This window comes from Flavobacterium sp. (assembly GCF_049590715.1).
In the GTDB taxonomy this organism is placed as follows: Bacteria; Bacteroidota; Bacteroidia; order Flavobacteriales; family Flavobacteriaceae; genus Flavobacterium.
Genome location: NZ_JBAWDL010000166.1, coordinates 1 through 22,530, shown reverse-complemented (window position 1 = coordinate 22,530; position 22,530 = coordinate 1). Strand labels below are relative to the sequence as shown.

General features: G+C 32.9%; 16 protein-coding genes. 10 read left to right on the top strand and 6 right to left on the bottom strand.

Annotated elements, in window-relative coordinates:
* Nucleotides 1–240 precede the first annotated feature (240 nt).
* Together WBQ70_RS07755 and WBQ70_RS07750 are read right to left on the bottom strand one after the other, a co-directional pair.
* A complete protein-coding gene (locus tag WBQ70_RS07755) occupies nucleotides 241–453 on the bottom strand; it encodes a response regulator (RefSeq protein WP_423912550.1) in 213 nt (70 codons plus the stop codon).
* Nucleotides 454–520: 67 nt separating this feature from the next.
* Entirely contained in the window at nucleotides 521–1,609 is a 1,089-nt protein-coding gene (locus tag WBQ70_RS07750) for a M42 family metallopeptidase (protein WP_423912547.1), read from the bottom strand.
* An 80-nt stretch (nucleotides 1,610–1,689) separates the two neighbouring features.
* Here WBQ70_RS07750 and WBQ70_RS07745 point away from each other — a divergent pair, with 80 nt between their 5' ends.
* A complete protein-coding gene (locus tag WBQ70_RS07745) occupies nucleotides 1,690–2,352 on the top strand; it encodes a DUF4294 domain-containing protein (RefSeq protein WP_423912545.1) in 663 nt (220 codons plus the stop codon).
* Between the two features lie 432 nt (nucleotides 2,353–2,784).
* On the top strand, nucleotides 2,785–3,324 hold the full coding sequence (locus tag WBQ70_RS07740; protein WP_423912542.1) for a lipocalin family protein: 540 nt from the start codon (nucleotides 2,785–2,787) through the stop codon (nucleotides 3,322–3,324).
* A gap of 64 nt (nucleotides 3,325–3,388) precedes the next feature.
* Here WBQ70_RS07740 and WBQ70_RS07735 read toward each other — a convergent pair whose 3' ends face one another.
* On the bottom strand, nucleotides 3,389–3,766 hold the full coding sequence (locus WBQ70_RS07735) for a DoxX family membrane protein (RefSeq protein WP_423912540.1): 378 nt from the start codon (nucleotides 3,764–3,766) through the stop codon (nucleotides 3,389–3,391).
* Nucleotides 3,767–3,985: 219 nt separating this feature from the next.
* On the opposite strand from WBQ70_RS07735, the gene pabB reads away from it, so the two are divergent.
* The 4 genes from pabB (at nucleotide 3,986) to pafA (ending at nucleotide 10,562) form a co-directional block, all read left to right on the top strand.
* Nucleotides 3,986–5,284 (top strand): aminodeoxychorismate synthase component I, encoded by a 1,299-nt coding sequence (pabB, locus tag WBQ70_RS07730; protein WP_423912537.1) that lies wholly within the window; start codon nucleotides 3,986–3,988, stop codon nucleotides 5,282–5,284.
* 69 nt (nucleotides 5,285–5,353) lie between these two features.
* The gene (gene tilS / locus WBQ70_RS07725) at nucleotides 5,354–6,664 is read left to right on the top strand and encodes a tRNA lysidine(34) synthetase TilS (protein WP_423912534.1); all 1,311 of its coding nucleotides are present in this window, start codon (nucleotides 5,354–5,356) and stop codon (nucleotides 6,662–6,664) included.
* A 1-nt stretch (nucleotide 6,665) separates the two neighbouring features.
* Nucleotides 6,666–8,684 (top strand): cytochrome c biogenesis protein CcdA, encoded by a 2,019-nt coding sequence (locus WBQ70_RS07720; protein ID WP_423912531.1) that lies wholly within the window; start codon nucleotides 6,666–6,668, stop codon nucleotides 8,682–8,684.
* A gap of 264 nt (nucleotides 8,685–8,948) precedes the next feature.
* Nucleotides 8,949–10,562: an alkaline phosphatase PafA gene (pafA, locus tag WBQ70_RS07715; RefSeq protein WP_423912528.1), complete on the top strand. Its 1,614-nt coding sequence runs from the start codon at nucleotides 8,949–8,951 to the stop codon at nucleotides 10,560–10,562.
* A gap of 68 nt (nucleotides 10,563–10,630) precedes the next feature.
* Here pafA and lysA read toward each other — a convergent pair whose 3' ends face one another.
* The 3 genes from lysA to gltB form a co-directional block, all read right to left on the bottom strand.
* Nucleotides 10,631–11,848: a diaminopimelate decarboxylase gene (lysA, locus tag WBQ70_RS07710; protein ID WP_423912525.1), complete on the bottom strand. Its 1,218-nt coding sequence runs from the start codon at nucleotides 11,846–11,848 to the stop codon at nucleotides 10,631–10,633.
* Nucleotides 11,849–12,275: 427 nt separating this feature from the next.
* Nucleotides 12,276–13,736 carry a glutamate synthase subunit beta gene (locus WBQ70_RS07705; RefSeq protein WP_423912523.1) on the bottom strand — a complete coding sequence of 487 codons (1,461 nt, stop codon included), beginning with the start codon at nucleotides 13,734–13,736 and terminating at the stop codon, nucleotides 12,276–12,278.
* A gap of 4 nt (nucleotides 13,737–13,740) precedes the next feature.
* A complete protein-coding gene (gene gltB / locus WBQ70_RS07700; RefSeq protein ID WP_423912520.1) occupies nucleotides 13,741–18,255 on the bottom strand; it encodes a glutamate synthase large subunit in 4,515 nt (1,504 codons plus the stop codon).
* A gap of 416 nt (nucleotides 18,256–18,671) precedes the next feature.
* Between gltB and sucC the strand changes: the two genes are divergently transcribed.
* The 4 genes from sucC to WBQ70_RS07680 all read left to right on the top strand — a co-directional run bounded on the left by sucC (nucleotide 18,672) and on the right by WBQ70_RS07680 (nucleotide 22,379).
* Nucleotides 18,672–19,865 (top strand): ADP-forming succinate--CoA ligase subunit beta, encoded by a 1,194-nt coding sequence (gene sucC / locus WBQ70_RS07695; protein ID WP_423912518.1) that lies wholly within the window; start codon nucleotides 18,672–18,674, stop codon nucleotides 19,863–19,865.
* Nucleotides 19,866–20,242: 377 nt separating this feature from the next.
* Nucleotides 20,243–20,581 (top strand): hypothetical protein, encoded by a 339-nt coding sequence (locus WBQ70_RS07690; protein WP_423912516.1) that lies wholly within the window; start codon nucleotides 20,243–20,245, stop codon nucleotides 20,579–20,581.
* Between the two features lie 494 nt (nucleotides 20,582–21,075).
* A complete protein-coding gene (locus tag WBQ70_RS07685) occupies nucleotides 21,076–21,414 on the top strand; it encodes a hypothetical protein (RefSeq protein ID WP_423912513.1) in 339 nt (112 codons plus the stop codon).
* A gap of 626 nt (nucleotides 21,415–22,040) precedes the next feature.
* Nucleotides 22,041–22,379: a hypothetical protein gene (locus WBQ70_RS07680; protein ID WP_423912512.1), complete on the top strand. Its 339-nt coding sequence runs from the start codon at nucleotides 22,041–22,043 to the stop codon at nucleotides 22,377–22,379.
* The last annotated feature ends 151 nt before the right edge of the window (nucleotides 22,380–22,530 follow it).

Here is a 22,530-nt window from a genome sequence, read left to right as displayed (position 1 = left end):
GAACTGTATAAAACCTTATTCGACTGGGAAGCAGGTTTAGAACGTCCTTTATGGATGCTAAAAACTATTTATGAAGTGAATGCAGTACATCGTGTGGATGAAGAAAGAGATCCTGTGATAGATAAATAGAGATAACTTCTTCAAAATATAAAATCGCAAATTGATTAATTGTAAAATTATTCAATTTGCGATTTTTGGTTAAAAAAACTCTTCGTTTAAATGCATTACTCATGAAATTAATCATACTGATTTCCAATACCATTTTTGCACAAATACGAGTAAATCATGATTTGTTTTTAAGGAGTGACTAATTAAATCATATTCAAGTGCTTTGTATTTTTTCAAAAGCAAATAACCATCATAAAATGGGGTACAGTCAAATGACTTAGAGGTAAAAAAAGTAATTATTTCTTTTGATAAGGTAAAATCGTCTTCTAGAAGTAAAATTTTCATGATTTGAATCGTATATGATAATTAGGTCATTTGGCACTAACCAAATGACCTAATTGCCTTTTAAATCTTATTTAAAATAAGAGAATGTCTCGTTATTTTCGATCTTTAATAAAGTTTCATAGATCAATTTAATCACGTTTTCAACATCATCACGGTGCACCATTTCAACAGTCGTATGCATATAACGCAATGGAAGCGAAATCAAAGCTGATGCCACACCACCATTACTATACGCAAAAGCATCCGTGTCAGTTCCCGTCACACGAGAGGAAGCCAATCGTTGAAAAGGAATTCCTTTCTCTTCAGCAGTATCTAATATTAACTCTCTAAGATTGTTTTGTACTGCTGGTGCATAAGTAACAACTGGACCTTTACCTATTTTAGTTTCTCCTTCAATTTTCTTTTCAATCATTGGAGTGGTTGAGTCATGACATACGTCAGTAATGATAGCGATATTAGGTTTGATGGTTTGGGTAATCATTTCAGCACCACGCAAACCTACTTCTTCCTGAACTGCATTTGTAATGTACAATCCAAAAGGGAGTTTGATATTGTTTTCATGAAGCAAACGAGCTACTTCGGCAATCATAAATCCACCCATGCGGTTATCAATAGCACGACAAACAAATTTGTTTTCGTTCAAAACCATGAATTCATCAGGATAAGTAATCACGCAACCTACATGTACGCCTAGTTTTTCAACCTCTTCTTTAGTTTCGCAACCAAGATCAATAAAGATATTGTCTGTTTTTGCCGGTTCTTCTTTAGCTCTATTGCGAGTATGAATTGCAGGCCAACCAAAAACACCTTTTACTATTCCTTTTTTAGTATGGATATTAACTCGTTTCGAAGGAGCAATTTGGTGATCTGAACCTCCGTTGCGTATCACATAAATTAAACCATCTTCAGTAATGTAGTTTACATACCATGCAATTTCGTCAGCATGCCCTTCTATAACTACTTTAAAAGGAGCATCAGGATTAATAATCCCTACAGCAGTTCCGTAGGTATCTGTTATAAAAGTGTCAACATAAGGTTTTAAATAATCCATCCAGATTTTTTGCCCTTCTGCTTCATATCCTGTAGGTGAGGCATTGTTTAGGTATTGCTCTAAAAAATCAATTGATGATTGTTTTAATATAGATTTTGTGCTCATATAAAATTTTTTTGCTAATTTATAAATTTGGTATTAGACTTGCGTATATAATGTATAATTTTACCCTATAAATAATCCTCATGAAGTTTATTAGATTCTTTTTTAGTTTTTTTTTACTCTCTTTATCGCTTTCGGCACAGGAAATTCCTGATCCGACAAAGATTTACCGTGAAATAGATGAAACGTACGATATAGAAAAAGATACTATTCAATTAGAAGAAATAGTCGTTTCTAAAGAAAAAGTTGATCCTGAAGCCAGAAAACAATTCCTGATACTGCAAAATCGTGTGTATGTAACTTATCCATATGCAAAACTAACAGCTGAAAAATTAGTAGCATTGAACAAAGGCATGGATCGACTGACTACTAATAAAGAGAAAAAAAAATATTTTAAGATAGTCGAAGATTATTTGACTAATGAATTCGAAGCAAGACTCAAGAAGCTTTCCCGTGGCCAAGGTCGGATCTTAGTTCGCTTAATTCACCGCCAAACAGGAATTACTACATTCGATCTAATAAAATCTCTCAAAAGTGGATTTAAGGCTTTTGTATCGAATACAACTGCCAGTCTTTTTGATATTAATTTGAAATCAAAATACGATCCCTACAATAGTAAAGAAGATTATTTGATTGAAAATATCCTCAATAGAAGTTTTAATTCAGGGCGATTACAAGATCAACCACCAGTGCATCCCATAAACATTAATGACCTAAATGATCATTGGTTACAAAAAAAAGAGTAGAATCAAACATTCCTTATATAGAATAATGAAAAACTACCCTCTTTTATTAATGTCATTTTCTAGAGATTAAAAAAGTATTTTAATTTGCAATTATTTTTTATTGTAAATTATAAGAACGGATTTTAATCTACACAGTTCAATTTGACCACTTGGTATAGGTAGAGATTATTTTCTAGATTAACTTGAGTCTTTTTTTAAGTTTACTTTAAAAATTGCCATTGCGCCTTGCATTTGCATATTATTTTTACGTAAGAAATTTTTCAAGAAGCAAATTCTTAAATATAGGAGAGGATTTGAGCTATTCTCCCATTATAGTATAGTTTTTTACATTATACTATTTAATATTTTCATCTGCAAATTCTATAAATTTCAATCCTAATGCTGTAAAAGACAAACCTTCTTGATTTCATAATTTTATAAAAAAATAATAGTATGAAAAATAGATATATAGCAGGTGCCTTAGCACTAGTTGGAGTAGGGCTTTTTCTTAATTCTTGTTCAAAAAAGACAATTCCAGAAAAAGCACAAGCTGTTCAAAATTTTGATAAAGCAAAATATTTAGGAAAATGGTATGAAATTGCCCGTTTGGATTTTAAATATGAAAAAGACATGAACAACACCACTGCCGAATATTCCTTGAAAGACGACGGAATGATAAAAGTAGATAATAAAGGGTATGATTATAAAAAAGAAAAATGGGAACAAAGCACCGGAAAAGCTAAGTTTGTTGGTGATGAAAATGTAGCGATGCTAAAAGTATCTTTCTTTGGTCCTTTTTACTCGGGTTATAATGTTATCGCTATTGACCCAGCGTATAAATATGCATTGGTGGCAGGAGAAAGCCTGGACTATTTATGGATTTTATCCCGAGAAACTAGTATTCCAGAAGAGATTAAAACTAATTTTTTAAAAAAAGCTCAACAAATTGGCTATCAAACAAAGGATTTAGTTTGGGTAGAACATACAAAGTAACCGATTCTTTTATCGAACAAAACCGACTCAATTTTAATTAAGTCGGTTTTGTTTTTATAGAACATTAATCGGCTTTAAATAAGCTTTTGTAATTCTCCCAATGGCTAATGATTAAGAATATGTTTCCTAAGAAAACAAAAAGAGCAATAGGCAAGTTTTCAGGTGTTAAAAAGTAATTGATTAATAGGATATTAACCGTCACAGGAAAAATAACAAGATTCGCTAATGTTGTAAATTTTCCGGTTACAAATGACAATCCACAAAGTAATTCAATTGTTTTTGCGAGTGGAATTAAATAAGTTGAAACAACTAATCCTGCTTGAAAAGCTTTAAAATCTCCTGATGAAGCTGGTTCAGGGCTCAAATGGAAAAAGAAACTAATCGAAGTGTAAAGGAATAAAAGTCCAAGCATGGTCCGAATGATAATGGTAGCAATTTTCATGATATATAGGTTTTTAGGTTAAATACTAAAGTAACATTACGAATATATTCTATTGACATGCATCTGAAATTGGAGCAAAATTCACTAATTCCCTATCGTTAATCCATTTATAATAAGTGAACTATAGTAAATTTACGAAATTTACAGCTGATTTTTCCGATGTTGACTTATTAAAGGATTTTTTTTATCGTAATTTTGAGTTTTTAAAGTAAAAATCAATTGAGAGGTATCCTAAACAAGACTATTGCTGATCCAAAATTATTTAAAAAGCAATTGCTATTTTGGTCGCAACAATTTCGAGAAATCGTTTTTTTGGATAGTAATGACTATCCCCAAGACTATGCTACTTATGATTGTATTCTTGCTGTAGATGCTTTCACGTCTATAAAAACAGATCATTACAATGCCTTTGAAGATTTAAAACAATACCAACAAATCGCTAAAGATTGGATTTTTGGCTATTTGTCATACGATTTAAAAAACGATACCGAGGCACTACATTCTAAAAATCACGACGGACTAGAATTTCCTGATCTGTTTTTCTTTCAACCCAAAAAAATATTTTTGATTAAAGGAAATACGGTAGAAATTCAGTATCTCAATATGTGTGATGATGAACTCGACGATGATTTTGAAGAAATCATAAACTATGAAGCGCAATCAAGTTCAAATCAACAGCCATTAGCAATTCAACAACGAATCACTAAGGAAGAATACTTTGATAAAGCAACTAAAATTTTGGCACATATCCATCAAGGTGATATTTATGAAGCCAACTTTTGTATGGAGTTTTTTGCTAAAAACAGTACTATTGAGCCATTAGAAATTTTTTCCAAATTAAACGAAATTTCAAAACCACCATTTTCTGTTTTTTTTAAAAATAACAAACAGTTTTTGCTTTCGGCTTCTCCAGAACGGTATTTAAAAAAAGAAAGTGAAAACATCATTTCGCAACCTATAAAAGGAACTGCTAAACGTTTTGAAGATCCCATTGAAGACGAAAAATCAAAGCAAGAACTAGAAAACAACCCCAAAGAAAGAGCAGAAAACATCATGATAACCGACTTGGTTCGAAATGATTTATCGCATACCGCTCAAAAAGGTTCCGTACAAGTAACGGCTTTATGTGAAATAAAAAGCTTTCTTCAAGTACACCAAATGGTCACTACGATTACTTCCAAAATGGATGCACAGTATTCGGCAGTGGATGTTCTTAAAACGACTTTCCCAATGGGAAGCATGACGGGAGCACCAAAAATTTCAGCAATGAAAATCATTGAAGAAGTAGAAGAAACCAAACGTGGTTTGTACAGTGGAGCAGTGGGTTATTTTACACCAAATGGCGATTTTGATTTTAATGTAGTTATACGAAGTATTTTGTACAATCAAGAAAATCAATATGTATCCTTTTCAGTAGGAAGTGCGATTACCTCTCTTTCAAATCCTGAAAAAGAGTATGAGGAATGTTTGCTTAAAGCGAAGGCGATGCGGGAAGTGTTGATTGGAAAAGATTTGTGATGAGTTAAGAGTTATAAGTTAAGTGTACAGTTTTGTGCTAAAAAAATATTCTAGATTTAAAAATATAAAATGCTCGAAAAAATCAAAATCCATATTAAAAATAATTTTTCTTTTTTAAAGGAAAAGAAACTCCTCCTTGCCACTAGCGGAGGACTAGACAGTATGGTCATGTTGCATGTTTTTCAGCAATTAGGATATGATATCGCCATTGCGCATTGTAATTTTCAATTGCGAGGATTGGAGAGTTTTGGAGACCAAAGTTTTATTCAAGAATATGCTCAAGAACACCAAATTCCCATTTTTGTAACCCAATTTGATACTACCGCTTTCGCCAAAGATTATAAATTGTCGACTCAAGTAGCTGCGAGAGAATTACGTTATAATTGGTTTTACGAGTTACTGGAAACCGAAAACTACGATTACATTTTAACCGCACATCATGCTGATGATAACTTGGAAACCTTTCTTATTAATTTGAGTCGTGGAACTGGATTGGACGGTTTAACAGGAATTCCAGAGCAAAATGATAAAATCATTCGTCCGTTGTTGTCGGTTTCTCGTGAGGAGATTTTGGCTTTCGCCAAAGAAAAGAATATTGCTTGGAGAGAAGACAGCAGCAATGCATCGGATAAATATCTAAGGAATAAAATACGCCATGATTTGGTGCCTTTGTTGAAAGAACTAAATCCACTGTTTATGGAAGCTTTTCAAAAAACGCAATCGTATTTGCAGGAATCGGCTGCTATGGTCGAAGATGCTACAATTATGATCTACAATCAAGTTGTCACTCAAGAAGAAGATTTGATGTACATTGATTTAAAACAATTGTTGCGTTTACCCAATTATCAATCCTATTTGTACCAATGGCTGAAAGAATTTGGTTTTACCGCTTGGGATGATATTTATGAATTAGTGCACGCAGTGTCAGGAAAACAAATTTATGCGTCTAATTTTCGATTGCTAAAAGACCGTGAACAATTAATCGTGAGCCCAATTGAGGAAAATGCAGAAGAGGATAAGTATGAAATTGAAAAAGGAATAGCAGACGTTAATGTTCCCTTAAAACTGTCCCTTTGCAAAGTAGATGCCATTTCTAATCCTTCAAATACAACTATATTTGTGGATGAAGAGCTGTTGCAATTTCCACTAGTTATACAAAAATGGAACGAAGGCGATCTTTTTCAACCGTTCGGGATGGATGGAAAGTCAAAAAAAGTCAGTAAACTTTTTAAAGACGAAAAATTATCCTTGGTCGAAAAAGAAAACATTTGGTTACTCTGGTCTGGCGAAACCATTGTTTGGATTATCGGATTGAGACAAGATGAACGTTTTAAGGTTTTGGCAACAACTAAAAATATTCTAAAAATACAATTACTATAATATGAAGAAATTATTCTTTTTGGTTATTACACTACTGGCATTTGCTTCCATGAATGCACAAATTTTGGATCCTGCAAAATGGACCACTTCCATCGAAAAAAAATCGGAGAACACCTATGTGTTGACATTTAATGCCGTTATTGAAAAAGATTGGCATATGTATTCGCAATTCACACCTGATGGAGGCCCTTTGGCACTTGAAGTAGTTTTTAAAAATCAAAAAGGAAATTATACACTCATTGGCAAAGCCAAAGAAAGTAAAACCAAAACTGCTTATAACGATATTTTCGAAGTCAACGAAACCTTCTTTGAAGGAAAAGCCCAAATTCAACAAGAAATTAAGCTTACCAATGCAAAAACTTCTAAAATAGAAGCGGTATTAAATTACCAAGTTTGTAAGGAGGTTTGTATCAATCAAGAAAAGAAATTCACATTTGATATTCCAGTTTCGAAGAGTGAAACAGTTGCGCCAACAGTTGAAACCCCAATAGTTGAGCAAACACAGAAAGATTCTTTAGCACCAAGTTTAGGAGAAGCCAATGTGATGCAAGCTGAAACAGTTTCGGCACCAACAGAAGTAATCCCAACAGAGGATACTACAACCAAAAAAGGATTGTGGACGATTTTCTTTATCGCTTTTCTTTCGGGTTTTGCAGCTTTGCTAACACCCTGTGTATTTCCGTTGATTCCTATGACGGTTAGTTTTTTTACGAAACAAAGTAAAACAAGGGCAGTAGGAATACGAAATGCAATATTTTACGGTATTTCGATTATCGTGATTTATGTTGTTTTAGGGTTGATTGTTACCACTGTTTTTGGAGCAGGTACTTTGAATGCTTTGTCAACTAATGTTTGGTTTAACTTAATATTCTTTGCTTTACTCGTGTTTTTTGCGGTTTCTTTTTTAGGAGCTTTTGAGATTGTATTACCTAATTCATGGGCAAATAAAGTGGATAGTCAGGCTGATAGAGGAGGTGTGATAGGAATTTTATTTATGGCTTTTGCTTTAGCAATTGTATCCTTTTCATGTACTGGACCTATAGTAGGAACTTTATTGGTTGAAGCCGCTTCAAAAGGCGGAATAGCACCTATTGTTGGGATGTTCGGATTTTCATTGGCCTTAGCCTTACCTTTTATGTTTTTTGCTTTATTTCCAAGTTGGTTACAATCCTTACCTAAATCAGGTGGCTGGTTGAATACCGTAAAAGTGTTTTTAGGATTCTTAGAATTGGCTTTGGCATTCAAATTTTTATCGAATGCTGATTTGGTATTGCAATTACATTTATTAGAAAGAGAAGTTTTCTTAACGATTTGGATCGCAATTTTTGGAACTTTAGCATTGTATCTTTTTGGGAAAATCACGATGCCACACGACAGCCCACTGACACATCTTTCCGTAGGAAGAGTGATGATGGGATTAGTAGTATTGAGTTTTACGATTTACATGATTCCGGGTTTATGGGGAGCACCATTGAAGTTGATAAGTGCTTTTCCCCCACCAATTGAATATAGCGAAAGTCCAAATGGAGTAGGAGGTTCAGGAGTAATTTCGACAACTGACTTACCTGATGGAGCTAAAATAGGCGTGCACGGACTAACTATTTTTGAAGATTATGAAAAAGGTTTGGCCTACGCCAAAACGGTCAATAAACCCATTCTGTTGGATTTTACTGGGTATGCTTGTGTAAATTGCAGAAAGATGGAAAACAACGTATGGTCAGATGATAAAATACTATCTATTTTGAAAAAAGATGTAGTATTGATTTCGTTGTATGTAGATGATAAAAGAGCGTTGCCAAAAAGCGAACAGTTTGTATCGACCACTGGTTCAGAAATTGAAACGATAGGAGATAAATGGACAGACTTTATGATTTCGAGATACAAGACCAATACACAACCTTTGTATGTGTTAACAGACTTAGAAGGCAGTAGTTTGAATACTTCACAACCTACGATTAGTTACGTTGGAATTGCAGCATATGAAAATTGGTTGAAATCAGGACTTTCAAATTTCAAATAATAACAATGGTCTGTTAATGAACAAATTCCTTTATACCTCATGTGTTTGTTATCGATTTTAGAGAACTTCAATGAAATAAATATTTTAGTGATATGTAATTAGAAAAAGTGATTCTTTTAATTTAAAATGGAAGTCTCATTATACTGTACTATTTTTTTATTGTTAATATAATGGAAAAAGAACGGTTTATTTAGGGAAATTTTGCTCTCAAATGGTATTCCTTATATATTGTACTTATTTTTACTTTCTCTAAAAGATTTTACTATGAAAAAAATATTTTTACTTTTAACAATTACCTTTTTTAATCAATTAATTGCACAGGATCGTCCAAAATTAGTCGTTGGAATTGTTGTGGATCAAATGAAAATGGAATATTTACATCGTTTTTACAGTGATTTTTCAGACAAAGGATTCAAAAGATTACTAAACGACGGATTTAGTTTTGAGAATATGCATTATAATTATATGCCCACTTATACTGCTCCAGGACATTCGTCTATATATACTGGTACTACGCCTGCATTACACGGAATTGTAGGGAATGAATGGTTTAGTCGGAAAGAAAATAAAACGATTTATTGTACTGATGACGCCTCTGTAGCAACAGTAGGAAATGGATCGAAAAGTGAGGGCGAAATGTCTCCTAAGAATCTTTTAAGCACCACTGTTACGGATGAATTGAGAATGTCAACTAATTTCAAAGGAAAGGTAATTGCAATGAGTATTAAGGATCGTGGTGCTATTTTGCCTGGGGGACATTTTGCAAATTGGGCTTTTTGGCATAGTAAGACTGGTGATTTTATTTCAAGTACGTTTTACGGAACAACTTTGCCTGATTGGGTAACCGAATTTAATACCGAAAAACATTATATGCCTTATTTTGAAAAAGGCTGGGACTTGCTTAAACCAATAAGTACTTACAATGAAAGTTTAGCTGATGACAATCCTTATGAGGGAAAATTATATGGTAGCAAAACGCCAACATTTCCTTATAATCTAAAGGAAATGTATCAAAAAAATGGTGCAAGTGTTATTCGTTCTACACCATTTGGAAATGATTTTCTTGCAGAATTTGCCATGAGAGCCATTGAAAAAGAGGACTTGGGTAAAGATGCTATTACTGATTTTTTGACAGTTAGTTTTTCTTCAACGGATTATGTTGGTCATGTTTTAGGCCCTAGATCTATGGAATTACAAGATACTTATCTACGATTAGATCAAACGATGGAAACGTTCTTAAACTATTTAGATAAATCAGTTGGTAAAGGGAATTATTTGTTATTCTTAACTTCAGATCATGCAGGGGCTGAAAATGTAAATTATTTAAAAGATAATAAATACAATGTCAATAGCATTAGTCCTAAAGATATTAGAGCCAATCTTTCTGCTTTTTCACTTGCTACTTTTGGGGTAGATGTAGTTTTGAATTATTCTAATTTTAATTTGTTTTTTGATAAAAGGATTATCAAAACAAAAAATCTTGATTTGGCTGTAGTAAAGCAGGAATTCAAAGAATATTTAATGACAATGGATTATGTAAAAAGAGTCTATACTGAGGAAGAAATAATACATTGTTCTGGTGCAGATTTTTATCTAAATTTTATTTTTAGAGGATATGATCCTACTCAAAATGGAGATATAATTGTTCTTGATAAGCCTGGGTATATTGAATATCATGGTACGGGGACTTCGCATGGGACTACTTATGCATATGATACGCATGTTCCCGCTTTATTTTATGGTTGGAAAGTTAAAAAAGGAAAGTCATACAACAGGAAAGTAATTACTCAAATTGCACCTACAGTATCTCAAAAAATACAAATTACACTTCCAAACTCGTCCGAAGCAAATCTTTTAGAAGAAATTTTAGGAAACTAAAGAGATTTAATAAAAAAAATCCCATTTCAAATTAATTCTGAAATGGGATTTTTTGTTGTATTGAATTTTTATTTAGCGCTTGTTTGAGGTAAACCTATTTGTCCTTTAATCAAGTCTTCAAAAGTTTCCTGAGCACGTATAAGGTATCCTTGACCGTTCATCCATAATACTTCGGCAGGTTTGTATCTTGAGTTGTAATTTGACGCCATAGAGAAGCAATAGGCTCCTGCGTTTTTAAAACTTAAAATATCACCTTCATTAATTTCTGAAATTCTTCTGTTGTTAGCAAATGTATCTGTTTCACAAATGTATCCTACTACAGAGTAAAAACGCTCTTTTCCTTTAGGGTTTGATATGTTTTCAATATGGTGTTGTGAACCATAAAACATAGGGCGAATCAAGTGATTGAAACCACTATCTATACCTGCAAAAACAGTTGATGTTGTTTGTTTTACTACATTTACTTTTGCTAAGAATCTACCAGCTTCACTTACCAAGAATTTACCTGGTTCAAAGATTAAGGTTAGGTTTTTACCATATTCAGTACAAAACTCATTGAATCTTTTAGATAATTTTTTACCTAATTCTTCAATATCCGTTTCGATATCGTCTTTTTTGTAAGGTACTTTAAATCCACTTCCAAAATCTAAGAACTCTAAGTCTTTGAAGTTTCTTGCAGCGTCAAATAAAATTTCGGCAGCATATAAAAATACTTCAATATCTAAGATGTCAGATCCTGTGTGCATGTGGATACCTACGATGTTCATTTTTGTGTTTTCAACAATACGAACAAGATGTGGTAATTGGTGTACAGAGATTCCAAATTTACTATCGATATGACCTACAGAAATATTAGCATTTCCTCCAGCCATTACGTGTGGGTTGATACGAATACAAACAGGAACATTAGGATGTTTTGTACCAAATTGCTCTAAAATAGAAAGATTATCAATGTTGATTTGAACTCCTAAAGCTGATACTTCTTCGATTTCTTCTAAAGAAACACCGTTTGGAGTAAAGAATATTTGATCTGGAGAATAACCTGCATGAAGTCCTAATTGTACTTCTTGAATTGAAACTGCATCTAAGCAAGAACCACATTCTCTTAGTAATTGAAGGATAGCAACGTTAGATAAAGCTTTCATTGCGTAGTTGATACGCAATTTTTCTACCTTAGAAAATGCTTTAGTTAATCGGTTGTATTGTGATTTTATTTTTTCGGCATCATAAACATATAGCGGTGAGCCAAATTGTTCTGCTAGTTGTACTAAGTCTTTTGGTTGCATTTTAGTTTTTTTGAGCAAATTTATTATTCTTTATCGGTTTTACAATAAAAATTAGCAATTCTAACAAAATATAACAAAATGTTTGTTTTGTGCTAGTTGAACTATTAACTGGGTGAGGGATAGTAGTGAAAAGCCCACAGTTACTGTAGCGATAGCGGAAGTAACGAGGACTTGTAACGAATAGCCCGACCCAAGCTGTAACGATAGTGGAAGATTGGGGCACCTCCAAAGGAATGATTTAGGAATTTGGATTTAGGATTGTAGATTAACGATTTTTGATTGCTGATTTGGGAATATTTAAACTGTTCTCTTTTTTTAAATGATTGACACAAAAAATCTAAAATCATCATTCGTTAATCCTCAATCAAAAATCAAAAAGGGCTGTTTAAATGAATAAACAGCCCTTTGTAAATATGAGTTTAAAATATTACACTCCTGGTAAATCTCCACCTTCTTTAGTAGGAAGGTTGGTTGTTCCCATTAAGTATAAATCTACGGCTCTTGCAGCTTCACGACCTTCAGAAATAGCCCAAACAATCAATGACTGACCTCTGCGCATATCTCCAGCTGCGAAAATGTTTGGCACATTAGTTTGGTATTTACCATATTCTGCTTTATAGTTAGAACGAGCGTCTTTTTCTATTCCTAATTGATCCGCTAATGTGCTTTCTGGACCTGTAAATCCTAAAGCTAATAAAGCTAGGTCACAAGGCCATATTTTCTCAGAACCTGCTACTTCGATTAATTCTGGACGTTGTCCAGGAACAATTTTCCACTCTACATTTACTGTTTTAAGAGCTGTTAATTTACCATTGGCATCTTTGATGAATTCTTTGGTGTTAATTAACCAGTTTCTTTCAGCACCTTCTTTGTGAGAAGAAGATGTTTTTAATTGTAGTGGCCAGTAAGGCCATGGAGTTGTTTCGCTTCTTCCTACTGGAGGTTTAGGCATAATCTCGAAGTTGGTTACTGATTTAGCACCGTGACGGTTAGATGTACCCACACAGTCAGATCCTGTATCTCCACCACCGATTACGATTACATCTTTGCCAGTAGCCATCACTTGGTTTTCGATTTTTTCTCCAAATACTACTTTAGTTTGTTGAGTCAAGAAATCCATTGCTTGTACTACTCCGTCAGCATCAGCGCCAGGAGTTGGTAAGCCTCTTCTTTCAGTAGCACCACCACAAAGTACGATTGAATCAAATGCTTTTAAGTCATTGATATCATAGTTTACACCAACGTTAGTGTTTACTTTGAAGATGATTCCTTCCGCTTCAAGGATAGCCACACGTCTGTCGATAATTCCTTTTTCCATTTTGAAATTAGGAATTCCGTAACGTAATAAACCTCCAATAGCGTTATCTCTTTCAAAAACAGTTACCGTATGTCCGGCTCTATTTAATTGTTGAGCAGCTGCTAATCCTGCAGGTCCTGAACCAACAACAGCTACCGTTTTACCAGTTCTTTCTTTTGGTGGTTGTGGTTTGATCCATCCTTCTGCAAAGGCACGTTCAACGATCATTTTTTCTATATTTTCAATAGAAATTGGATCAGCAATAATTCCTAATACACATGCTTTTTCACATGGTGCAGGACATAAACGTCCTGTAAATTCTGGAAAGTTGTTTGTTGAATGTAGTATCCAAGAGGCTTTTTGCCATTCTCCTTGGTGTACCATGTGATTGAAATCAGGGATTAAATTCCCTAATGGACATCCACTGTGACAAAATGGAATTCCACAATCCATACAACGTGATCCTTGTTCTGTAATTTCAGCTTCACTCAAAGGAACTGTAAATTCTTTATAATGTCCTACACGTTCTTCAACTGCTGTGTATGATTCATCTTTTCTTTCGAATTCTTTAAAACCTGTTACTTTTCCCATTGTATTATGCTGTTAATTCTTCTACCATTTGTACTTCTGTCTCCAAACGCTTTAATGCTTTTTTGTACTCCGTAGGCATTACTTTTACAAAATCGTTTAAGCTTGCGTCCCAATCATTTAATAAATCGGTACCTCTAGTACTATTTGTATATAGTACGTGTTTCTTAATCAATTGTTTCAATTCTTCTGCTTCGATACCTTCTATAGTTTCAAATTCGATGGTTTCGGTATTACATAAACCGTTTTTGAATTTGTTTTCAGGATCGTAAATGTAAGCGATACCACCACTCATACCTGCAGCAAAGTTACGTCCAGTACTTCCTAGTACCACTACTTTACCACCAGTCATATACTCACAACCATGATCACCTACACCTTCAACTACTGCAGTAGCACCCGAGTTACGAACAGCAAAACGCTCTCCTGCAATACCATTGATATAAGCTTCTCCTTCCACTGCACCAAACAAACATACGTTTCCAACAATAATATTGTTTTCAGCTATGAAAGTTGCTTTGGCTGGTTTTTTAATAATTAATTTGGCTCCAGATAGTCCTTTACCTAAATAATCATTTGTATTTCCTTCCACAGTAAATGTTAATCCGTGTGCACTAAAGGCTCCTAAGCTTTGTCCTGCTGAACCTGTGAAATTGATATTCAAAGTATCTTCTGGTAAACCTAAGTGACCGTATATTTTAGAAATCTCATTACTAACAATAGCACCAACAGAACGGTTGATGTTGTTAATAGGATATGCTAATGTCATTTTTTCTTTTCTGTACAAAGCACGGTGTGAGTCTTTTAAGATTTGGAAATCCAAAACATTCTCTAATCCGTGGTCTTGTTTCTCTGTGTTTCTTACTGTCAAATACTTGTAAGTATCTGGTCTGTGTAAGATAGAAGATAAATCTAAACCTCTTGCTTTGTAATGTGTGATGGCTTTGTTAGAATTGATTTTATGTGTTTGACCCACCATTTCTTCCATCGTTCTGAATCCAAGTTGCGCCATGATTCCTCTTAATTCTTCGGCTACATAGTAGAAGAAGTTAATTACGTGCTCAGGAGTTCCTTTGAAATTCTTACGCAATTCTTTATCTTGAGTTGCAATACCTACAGGACACGTATTCAAGTGACACTTACGCATCATAATACATCCAGAAGCTACAAGAGGAGCAGTTGCAAAACCAAACTCTTCTGCACCAAGTAAAGCAGCGATAGCTACGTCACGACCTGTTTTTAATTGTCCGTCACATTCTACAACGATACGACTTCTTAAGTTGTTTAATACTAAGGTTTGTTGTGCTTCAGCCAATCCAAGTTCCCAAGGAAGACCTGCGTGTTTCAACGATGTTAAAGGAGAAGCTCCTGTTCCACCATCGTAACCTGCGATTAATACAACATCTGCTTTTGCTTTAGCAACACCAGCAGCAATAGTACCTACACCAACTTCAGATACTAATTTCACGTTAATACGTGCTTCTCTGTTCGCGTTTTTCAAGTCAAAGATTAATTGTGCTAAATCTTCAATTGAGTAAATATCGTGGTGGGGTGGAGGTGAAATCAATCCTACGAAAGGAGTTGAGTTACGAGCCTCAGCAATCCATGGTAATACTTTTTCACCAGGTAATTGTCCACCTTCTCCAGGTTTAGCACCTTGAGCCATTTTAATCTGAATTTCTTTTGCACTAGATAAGTAGTGAGAAGTTACTCCAAAACGTCCAGAAGCTACTTGCTTGATCGCCGAGTTACGACTGTCACCATTTACATCTGGTTGGAAACGTTTTCTATCTTCTCCACCTTCACCTGAATTGGATTTTCCTCCAATACGGTTCATTGCGATAGCTAAGTTTTCGTGTGCTTCTCTAGAAATAGATCCATAAGACATGGCTCCTGTTTTGAAACGTTTTACGATATCAGTCCATGGTTCTACTTCGTCTAATGGAATAGGGTCTAAGTTGTCAAATTCGAATAAACCACGAATGGTCATCAAATTTGTAGCTTGATCGTTTACTGCTTTAGCGTATACATCGTAACTATCTTGATCACTTAAACGCACTGCTTGTTGTAATTTAGCAATAGTAGTTGGGTTGAACATATGTCTTTCCCCATTACGTCTCCATCTGTATTCTCCGCCAATGTTTAATCCTAATCGGTTAGCAACTAAAACATCAGGATAAGCATATTGATATCTTTCGCTTATTTCTTTTTCAATTTCGTACAATCCAATACCTTCAATCCTTGAAGCGGTATATGGGAAGTATTTTTCAACAAATTTGGAGTTGAATCCAACAATTTCGAAAATTTGAGAACCTCTGTACGAGTGTAAAGTAGAGATTCCAATTTTGTTCATGATTTTTAGAATTCCAGACCCAATCGCTTTGTTGAAATTATCAACCGCTTTTTGTTCACTTATTCCTGTAATGAAACCATCTTGTACTTGTACACGAATGATTTCGTTTACCATATATGGATTAATAGCACTTGCGCCATAACCAAATAAAGTTGCAAAATGATGCGGTTCACGTGGTTCTGCCGATTCGATAATAATATCAAAGTACGAACGCTTACGTAAACGGTTCATTTGGTGGTGTACAAAAGAACATGCTAATAATGCTGGGATTGGAGCAAATTCTTTATTTACCCCTCTATCTGATAGGATGATAATATTTGTTCCTCTTTCAACTGCTTTTGTGATTTGGATGATAATGTTATCCAATGCATTTTCTAGACCATTTAATCCTTTAGATTTTGCGTATAAAATCTCAATCGTTTCAGCTTTGAAATTATCAATTGATATATTTCTAATTTTCTCTAAATCATTATTAGAGATCACAGGATTTTGAATTCTTAATTTTCTACATTGTTTACTAGTAATGTCAAAAATATTTCTGTCTTGTCCTAAAGCTAAACTGATGTCAGTTACTATTTCCTCACGGATACCATCCAATGGAGGATTAGTTACCTGTGCAAATAATTGTTTGAAATAGTTAGGAATTAATTGAGGTCTATCAGATAGAACAGCAAGAGGTGTATCGATACCCATTGATCCCAAAGCTTCTTTTCCAGCTTGAGCCATTGGTACAATCATTTCTTGAATATCCTCTAATGTATAGTTGAATAAACGTTCTCTAGTTTTTAAATCAATGGTTTCGATTGGACAAACTTCATTCGTAGCAGGAACATCTTTCAAGTTCAAACGGTATTGTTTCAACCATTCTTGATACGGTCTTTCAGAAACAATTTTGCTTTTGATTTCTTCATCATTAATGATGCGTCCATTGTTCATATCCACTAAGAACATTTTTCCTGGCTCTAATCTACCGTGGCTTTCTACATCTTCTGGTTCCACTTCTACAACACCAATTTCTGATGCCATAATTAGTTTACCACTTTTTGTAACAGTATAACGAGAAGGTCTTAAACCATTACGATCTAATAAAGCTCCTACGTAATCTCCATCAGAAAATGGTACAGACGCAGGTCCGTCCCATGGTTCCATGATACAAGCGTTGTATTCGTAGAACGCTTTTCTTTCTTCAGACATGGTTTTATGTTTCTCCCATGCTTCAGGGATCATCATCATCATTACTTCTGGCAATGATCTTCCTGTATGTGTTAGTAATTCAACTACCATGTCCATAGAAGCAGAATCTGACTTTCCAGGTAAAATGATAGGGAATAATTTTTCTATTTGAGGTCCAAAGACATCACTTTTCATGATTTCTTCACGTACACGCATTCTACTTACGTTACCACGTAGTGTATTGATTTCACCATTTTGACACATGTATCTAAAAGGTTGAGACAATTCCCAAGTAGGCATTGTATTGGTAGAGAAACGTTGGTGTACTAACGCTAAACGAGTAACTAAATCCGTTTGTTGTAAGTCAGTATAATATGGCCCAATATCTTCGGGCATAATGATACCTTTATATATTAAGGTAGTAGTAGAGAAACTAGGTACGTAAAAATAAGTACTTTGAGATATTTTAGAATTGGCAATCGTGTGCTCAGTAATTTTACGAGCAGCATATAATTTCGCTTTGAAAACAGCTTCATCAATAGCCTCTTTTTTACCAACAAAAACTTGCTCGATACTTGGTTCAGATGCTAATGCTATCTCACCCAATTGAGAAGAATCCACAGGAACTTCTCTCCATCCTAAAACGCTAAGTCCTTGTGCTTTGATTTCGTTTTCAAATATCTCTTTACAGTAAACGTATTGGTTTTTGATTTTAGGTAAAAATACCATTCCAACAGCATATTCACGTGCAGCAGGTAAAGTGAAATCACAAACTCTATTGAAATATTCGTGAGGTATGTCAATTAAAAGTCCAGCTCCATCTCCCGTTTTTCCGTCAGCACTTACACCACCACGGTGCTCTAGTTTTACTAGAATTTCTAATGCGTCGTGTATAATTTGATTCGTTTTCTCCCCTTTAAGGTTGCAAATAAAACCAGCTCCACAGTTTTCATGCTCAAATTCTGGCAAATAAAGGCCTTGTTCTTTAAGTTTCATGCTTGATAAATTTTTTTACAAAAATAAAGATTTCATTATACATAATGAATTGAAAACGTAGGGTTGGCTATATTTTTGTAATAAAAGCATAAAAAGGAGCGATAAATGTAAATAATTTGTTTTTTACTTGGTTGTATTAATAAAATCATAATTTTAATTGTCTTTAAAAGCATGATTTAGCATAAATAAACTAGTTTTTAGTTGTTTTTTCTCGAAATTTCAATCGTTATAGTTACTTCGTTTTTCCTAATTTGTATTTTTTTATTCAAAAAAAGGGTTTTCTTTTTTTTTAACATTTGTTGTGAAATTATTGATTTTTAAATTTTAAAAACATTTCTCTCTTACGATGTATTTTGCTACTTTTGTGCCACTTATTTATTCTGAAACAAATTCAGAGTCCAGATAAAATCTATATTATGAACATACACGAATATCAAGGTAAAGAAATTCTAGCTAGCTACGGAGTTCGCATTCAACGTGGAATCGTTGCTAATAATGCAGTTGAAGCTGTTGCTGCTGCAAAACAATTAACTGCTGAAACAGGTACTGGATGGCATGTTATTAAAGCACAAGTTCACGCAGGTGGACGTGGTAAAGGTGGTGGAGTGAAACTAGCTAAAAACTTAGAGCAAGTGGAAACTATTGCTAGCGAAATCATCGGAATGCAATTAGTTACGCCTCAAACTTCTGCTGAAGGTAAAAAAGTACACAAAGTTTTAGTAGCTGAAGATGTTTATTATCCAGGTGAAAGTGAAGTTTCTGAATTTTATGTTTCCGTACTTTTAAATAGAGGTTCAGGACGTAATATGATCATGTACTCTACCGAAGGAGGAATGGATATTGAAGAAGTAGCTGAACATACACCACATTTAATTTTTACTGAAGAAATTGATCCTGCTGTAGGATTGCAAGGCTTTCAAGCAAGAAAAATTGCTTTCAATTTAGGTCTTTCAGGAAATGCTTTTAAAGAAATGGTGAAATTCATCGACGCTTTATACAAAGCATATATTGGAACTGATGCTTCAATGTTTGAAATCAACCCAGTATTAAAAACATCTGATGATAAAATTTTAGCGGTGGATGCTAAAGTAGACATCGATGATAACGCTTTATACAGACAAGTGAAAATTGCTGAAATGCGTGATATTCGTGAGGAAAATCCAATCGAAGTAGAAGCTAAAGAAGTAGGATTGAACTATGTAGATCTTGATGGAACTGTAGGATGTATGGTGAACGGAGCTGGATTAGCAATGGCAACTATGGATTTAATTAAGTATGCTGGTTTTGAGCCTGCAAACTTCTTAGATGTAGGTGGAACTGCTGATGCTAAACGTGTTGAAACGGCTTTCCGTATTATCTTAAAAGATCCAAACGTAAAAGCTATTTTGATTAACATCTTTGGAGGAATCGTTCGTTGTGACCGTGTTGCTCAAGGTGTTGTTGATGCATATAAAAACATGGGAGACGCTATTAAAGTACCAATCATTGTTCGTTTACAAGGTACAAATGCTGAAATTGCAAAAGAGTTAATTGATAATTCTGGAATGCCAATTTTATCAGCTGTAGCTTTTCAAGAAGCTGCTGATCAAGTTCAAGCTGCATTATCTTAATTAAAGAATAAAAACAAAGAGCCTTTACTGGTTTCTATATTATACAAAAATCCTGAGTTATGCTCAGGATTTTTTTTTGAAATTAATTTAATGTTTTTGAATAAAAATTTAAAGTTACTTTAATGTTAACGGCTAAATTGAATCAATAAATTAATTTTCTTCGATGTTTTGGTCTTTTATTTAGTAATAACGTAAAATAATTTTCAAAGAATTACACATCCCGTAATTTTAGTTAATTAAAAATATTTACTAGATAAATTTGTGTTTACAGTGCTGTTTTATGATTGAGTTAAGTTGGCTATTTGCTTTATGTTTCTTTTGATTTGTGATGTAATTTTGACCCGTAGAAAAAAAAATAAAACTTAAAAAAAGAAATCATGAAAAAATTAATCTTGTCTATCGTTCTTACTTTATTTGTAGGTGTTGTATCTATGAATGCTAAAGAATTAAAACCTAAAAAAAGTTATACTAGTGCTAACCAAGAAATTTCAAACTTACTTACTCCTTCATATGCTATGGGAGAATTGGAAAGTCAAACTACAATACGAGTTAGAATTAGAGTTAATGCAAATAATGAAATTGTAGTTTTGGAAACTACTGCTCCAGATACAGAATTGAATGAGTATATTATTGATAATTTAAATTACAAAAAACTGATTAGCTCAGAATTAGTAAAAGGTAATGAGTATGTATTTAATGTGAATTTTAAATCATAAAGTATAATGTGTATTGTTTTCATTCCGTTATACTTTTTTAATAACAAGTAATATTCCTAAGTTTTTATGACTTAGGATTTTTTTTTAAAATTCTATATCTAATCGCTGTTGTTTGATAATTTGAAAATAGTTTTGTTGTTTTTAGGCGTTTTGTTGTTGAATTATATGTGTAAAGGTTGTAATACTAATAATTTTCATAATTTTCCTTTTTGTTTGTAATCCGTCTGTAATACTTTTATTGTAAGATTACAGCTATTTTAATGTTAAAACTAAAAAATATAAATTTTTTTTAATTTCTGAAATTATGGAATATGTATAATTTTAGTCATTTTTTTTTATATATCCACTATTTTATACATAGTTTTATTAATTACCCAAAAAAAATAAAGGAGAATCACTGATTTTTGCTAATTGTTAATGAAAAAAATGGATAGTTGCTACTCTAAAACTATGCTATACATTTGTATCATAATAATTTTAAAAAATTAAATGTCATGAAAAAATCAGTCGTATTATTAGTAATTGCTTTGATTATGAATGTAGCATTTGTATCAGCAAAAGAATTAAATCCTAGAAAAAGTTACCTAGAGACTACTGAAGAGATTACTTCATTATTAAATCCATCGGTTGCTACTAAAGTATTAGGAAAAAATGCAGTTGTAAGAGTAAAAGTATTGATTACTGCAACTGGGGATATTATAGTATTAGAAACGAATGCTAAAAATGAAAAATCAAAAAACTATATTCAAGATAATTTGAATTACAAAAAATTATCTAAAAATGAATTAGAAGCAGGTAATGATTATATTTTTGAAATCAATTTAAAATCATAATCATATTATATGGAAGTAAATAAAATTATTCAAAATTAAAAATCCTAAGTTATAGTAACTTAGGATTTTTTTTATTTAAGCTAAATACTTATGTTTTTAACTTAGATGCTTTTGGAATAGTACCTTTTTTTATTCTAAGCGCATTAGGTCCTATTTGTTTTAATGAGGTTTTTTTGAGAGTTCAAATTATTCTCATTAGAAAATTTATCGTAGACAATAAAAATATGATTAAATAAGATTCTCGATACATTTTTGTTTCGTTTACGATGTAAACAAAAATATTATAAATCACATTTTTATGACTTTTTTATAAAAAAAAAGTAACGTTTGCCTCTCATAAAACTCTCATGGGCTGGGTTAAGTAGCTTTAAAATTATGTGAGAGTTTGTAATGTGATTTAAATGTTAAATTTTACTTTTTTTTAAAATTTCAACTTGTAGATTATGTGTAAAATTAAATCCCTTTTTTTATGCATAGTTTAAATTTAATGCAGAATTTGTAACTACTCAAAAAAAATATGCGGAAATGATTGGTTTTATCATAGTGTTAAGGGAAAATGAGAGATATTGTTACTTTGAAACTATGCTGTACATTTGTACCATAATAAAATTAAAAGTAAGAATATCATGAAAAAAACAGTTATATTATTTATAGTTACAATGTTTTTGAATATTACATTTGTATCAGCAAAAGAATTAAATCCTAAAAAAAGTTATGCTAAAGCATCTCAAGAAATAACAACATTATTAACACCCTTTTCAGAAGTAGGTGAATTAGAAAATGATGTGGTTGTAAAAGTAAGAGTTTTAGTTACACCAAGTCGTGAAATTATTGTTTTGCAAGCAAACACAGATAATGAAGAATTAGCTGATTATATCAAAGAAACGTTAAATTATAAAAAACTTTCAAGTGATGAATTAGTAACTAATAACACTTATGTTTTTGAAGTTAGATTTAAAGCTTAATTATTTTTTTAATAAATAAAGTTATCCAAAACAAAAAATCCTAAGTTGTAGAACTTAGGATTTTTTGTTTTTACCATTATTGAATTTTACTTTTTCAACAATTTCTATTTTAGGAGTTGTTTTTTTGTTTTTGGATTGGAAAGGTTTTTTC

Coding starts and splice junctions, on each gene's coding strand:
- WBQ70_RS07720 (WP_423912531.1), top strand. CDS start 6,666: ATGAAGAAATTATTCTTTTTGGTTATTACACTACTGGCATTTGCTTCC.
- WBQ70_RS07735 (WP_423912540.1), bottom strand. CDS start 3,766: ATGAAAATTGCTACCATTATCATTCGGACCATGCTTGGACTTTTATTC.
- gltB (WP_423912520.1), bottom strand. CDS start 18,255: ATGAAACTTAAAGAACAAGGCCTTTATTTGCCAGAATTTGAGCATGAA.
- pafA (WP_423912528.1), top strand. CDS start 8,949: ATGAAAAAAATATTTTTACTTTTAACAATTACCTTTTTTAATCAATTA.
- WBQ70_RS07705 (WP_423912523.1), bottom strand. CDS start 13,736: ATGGGAAAAGTAACAGGTTTTAAAGAATTCGAAAGAAAAGATGAATCA.
- tilS (WP_423912534.1), top strand. CDS start 5,354: ATGCTCGAAAAAATCAAAATCCATATTAAAAATAATTTTTCTTTTTTA.
- WBQ70_RS07690 (WP_423912516.1), top strand. CDS start 20,243: ATGAAAAAATTAATCTTGTCTATCGTTCTTACTTTATTTGTAGGTGTT.
- WBQ70_RS07745 (WP_423912545.1), top strand. CDS start 1,690: ATGAAGTTTATTAGATTCTTTTTTAGTTTTTTTTTACTCTCTTTATCG.
- lysA (WP_423912525.1), bottom strand. CDS start 11,848: ATGCAACCAAAAGACTTAGTACAACTAGCAGAACAATTTGGCTCACCG.
- WBQ70_RS07740 (WP_423912542.1), top strand. CDS start 2,785: ATGAAAAATAGATATATAGCAGGTGCCTTAGCACTAGTTGGAGTAGGG.
- sucC (WP_423912518.1), top strand. CDS start 18,672: ATGAACATACACGAATATCAAGGTAAAGAAATTCTAGCTAGCTACGGA.
- WBQ70_RS07685 (WP_423912513.1), top strand. CDS start 21,076: ATGAAAAAATCAGTCGTATTATTAGTAATTGCTTTGATTATGAATGTA.
- WBQ70_RS07755 (WP_423912550.1), bottom strand. CDS start 453: ATGAAAATTTTACTTCTAGAAGACGATTTTACCTTATCAAAAGAAATA.
- WBQ70_RS07750 (WP_423912547.1), bottom strand. CDS start 1,609: ATGAGCACAAAATCTATATTAAAACAATCATCAATTGATTTTTTAGAG.
- WBQ70_RS07680 (WP_423912512.1), top strand. CDS start 22,041: ATGAAAAAAACAGTTATATTATTTATAGTTACAATGTTTTTGAATATT.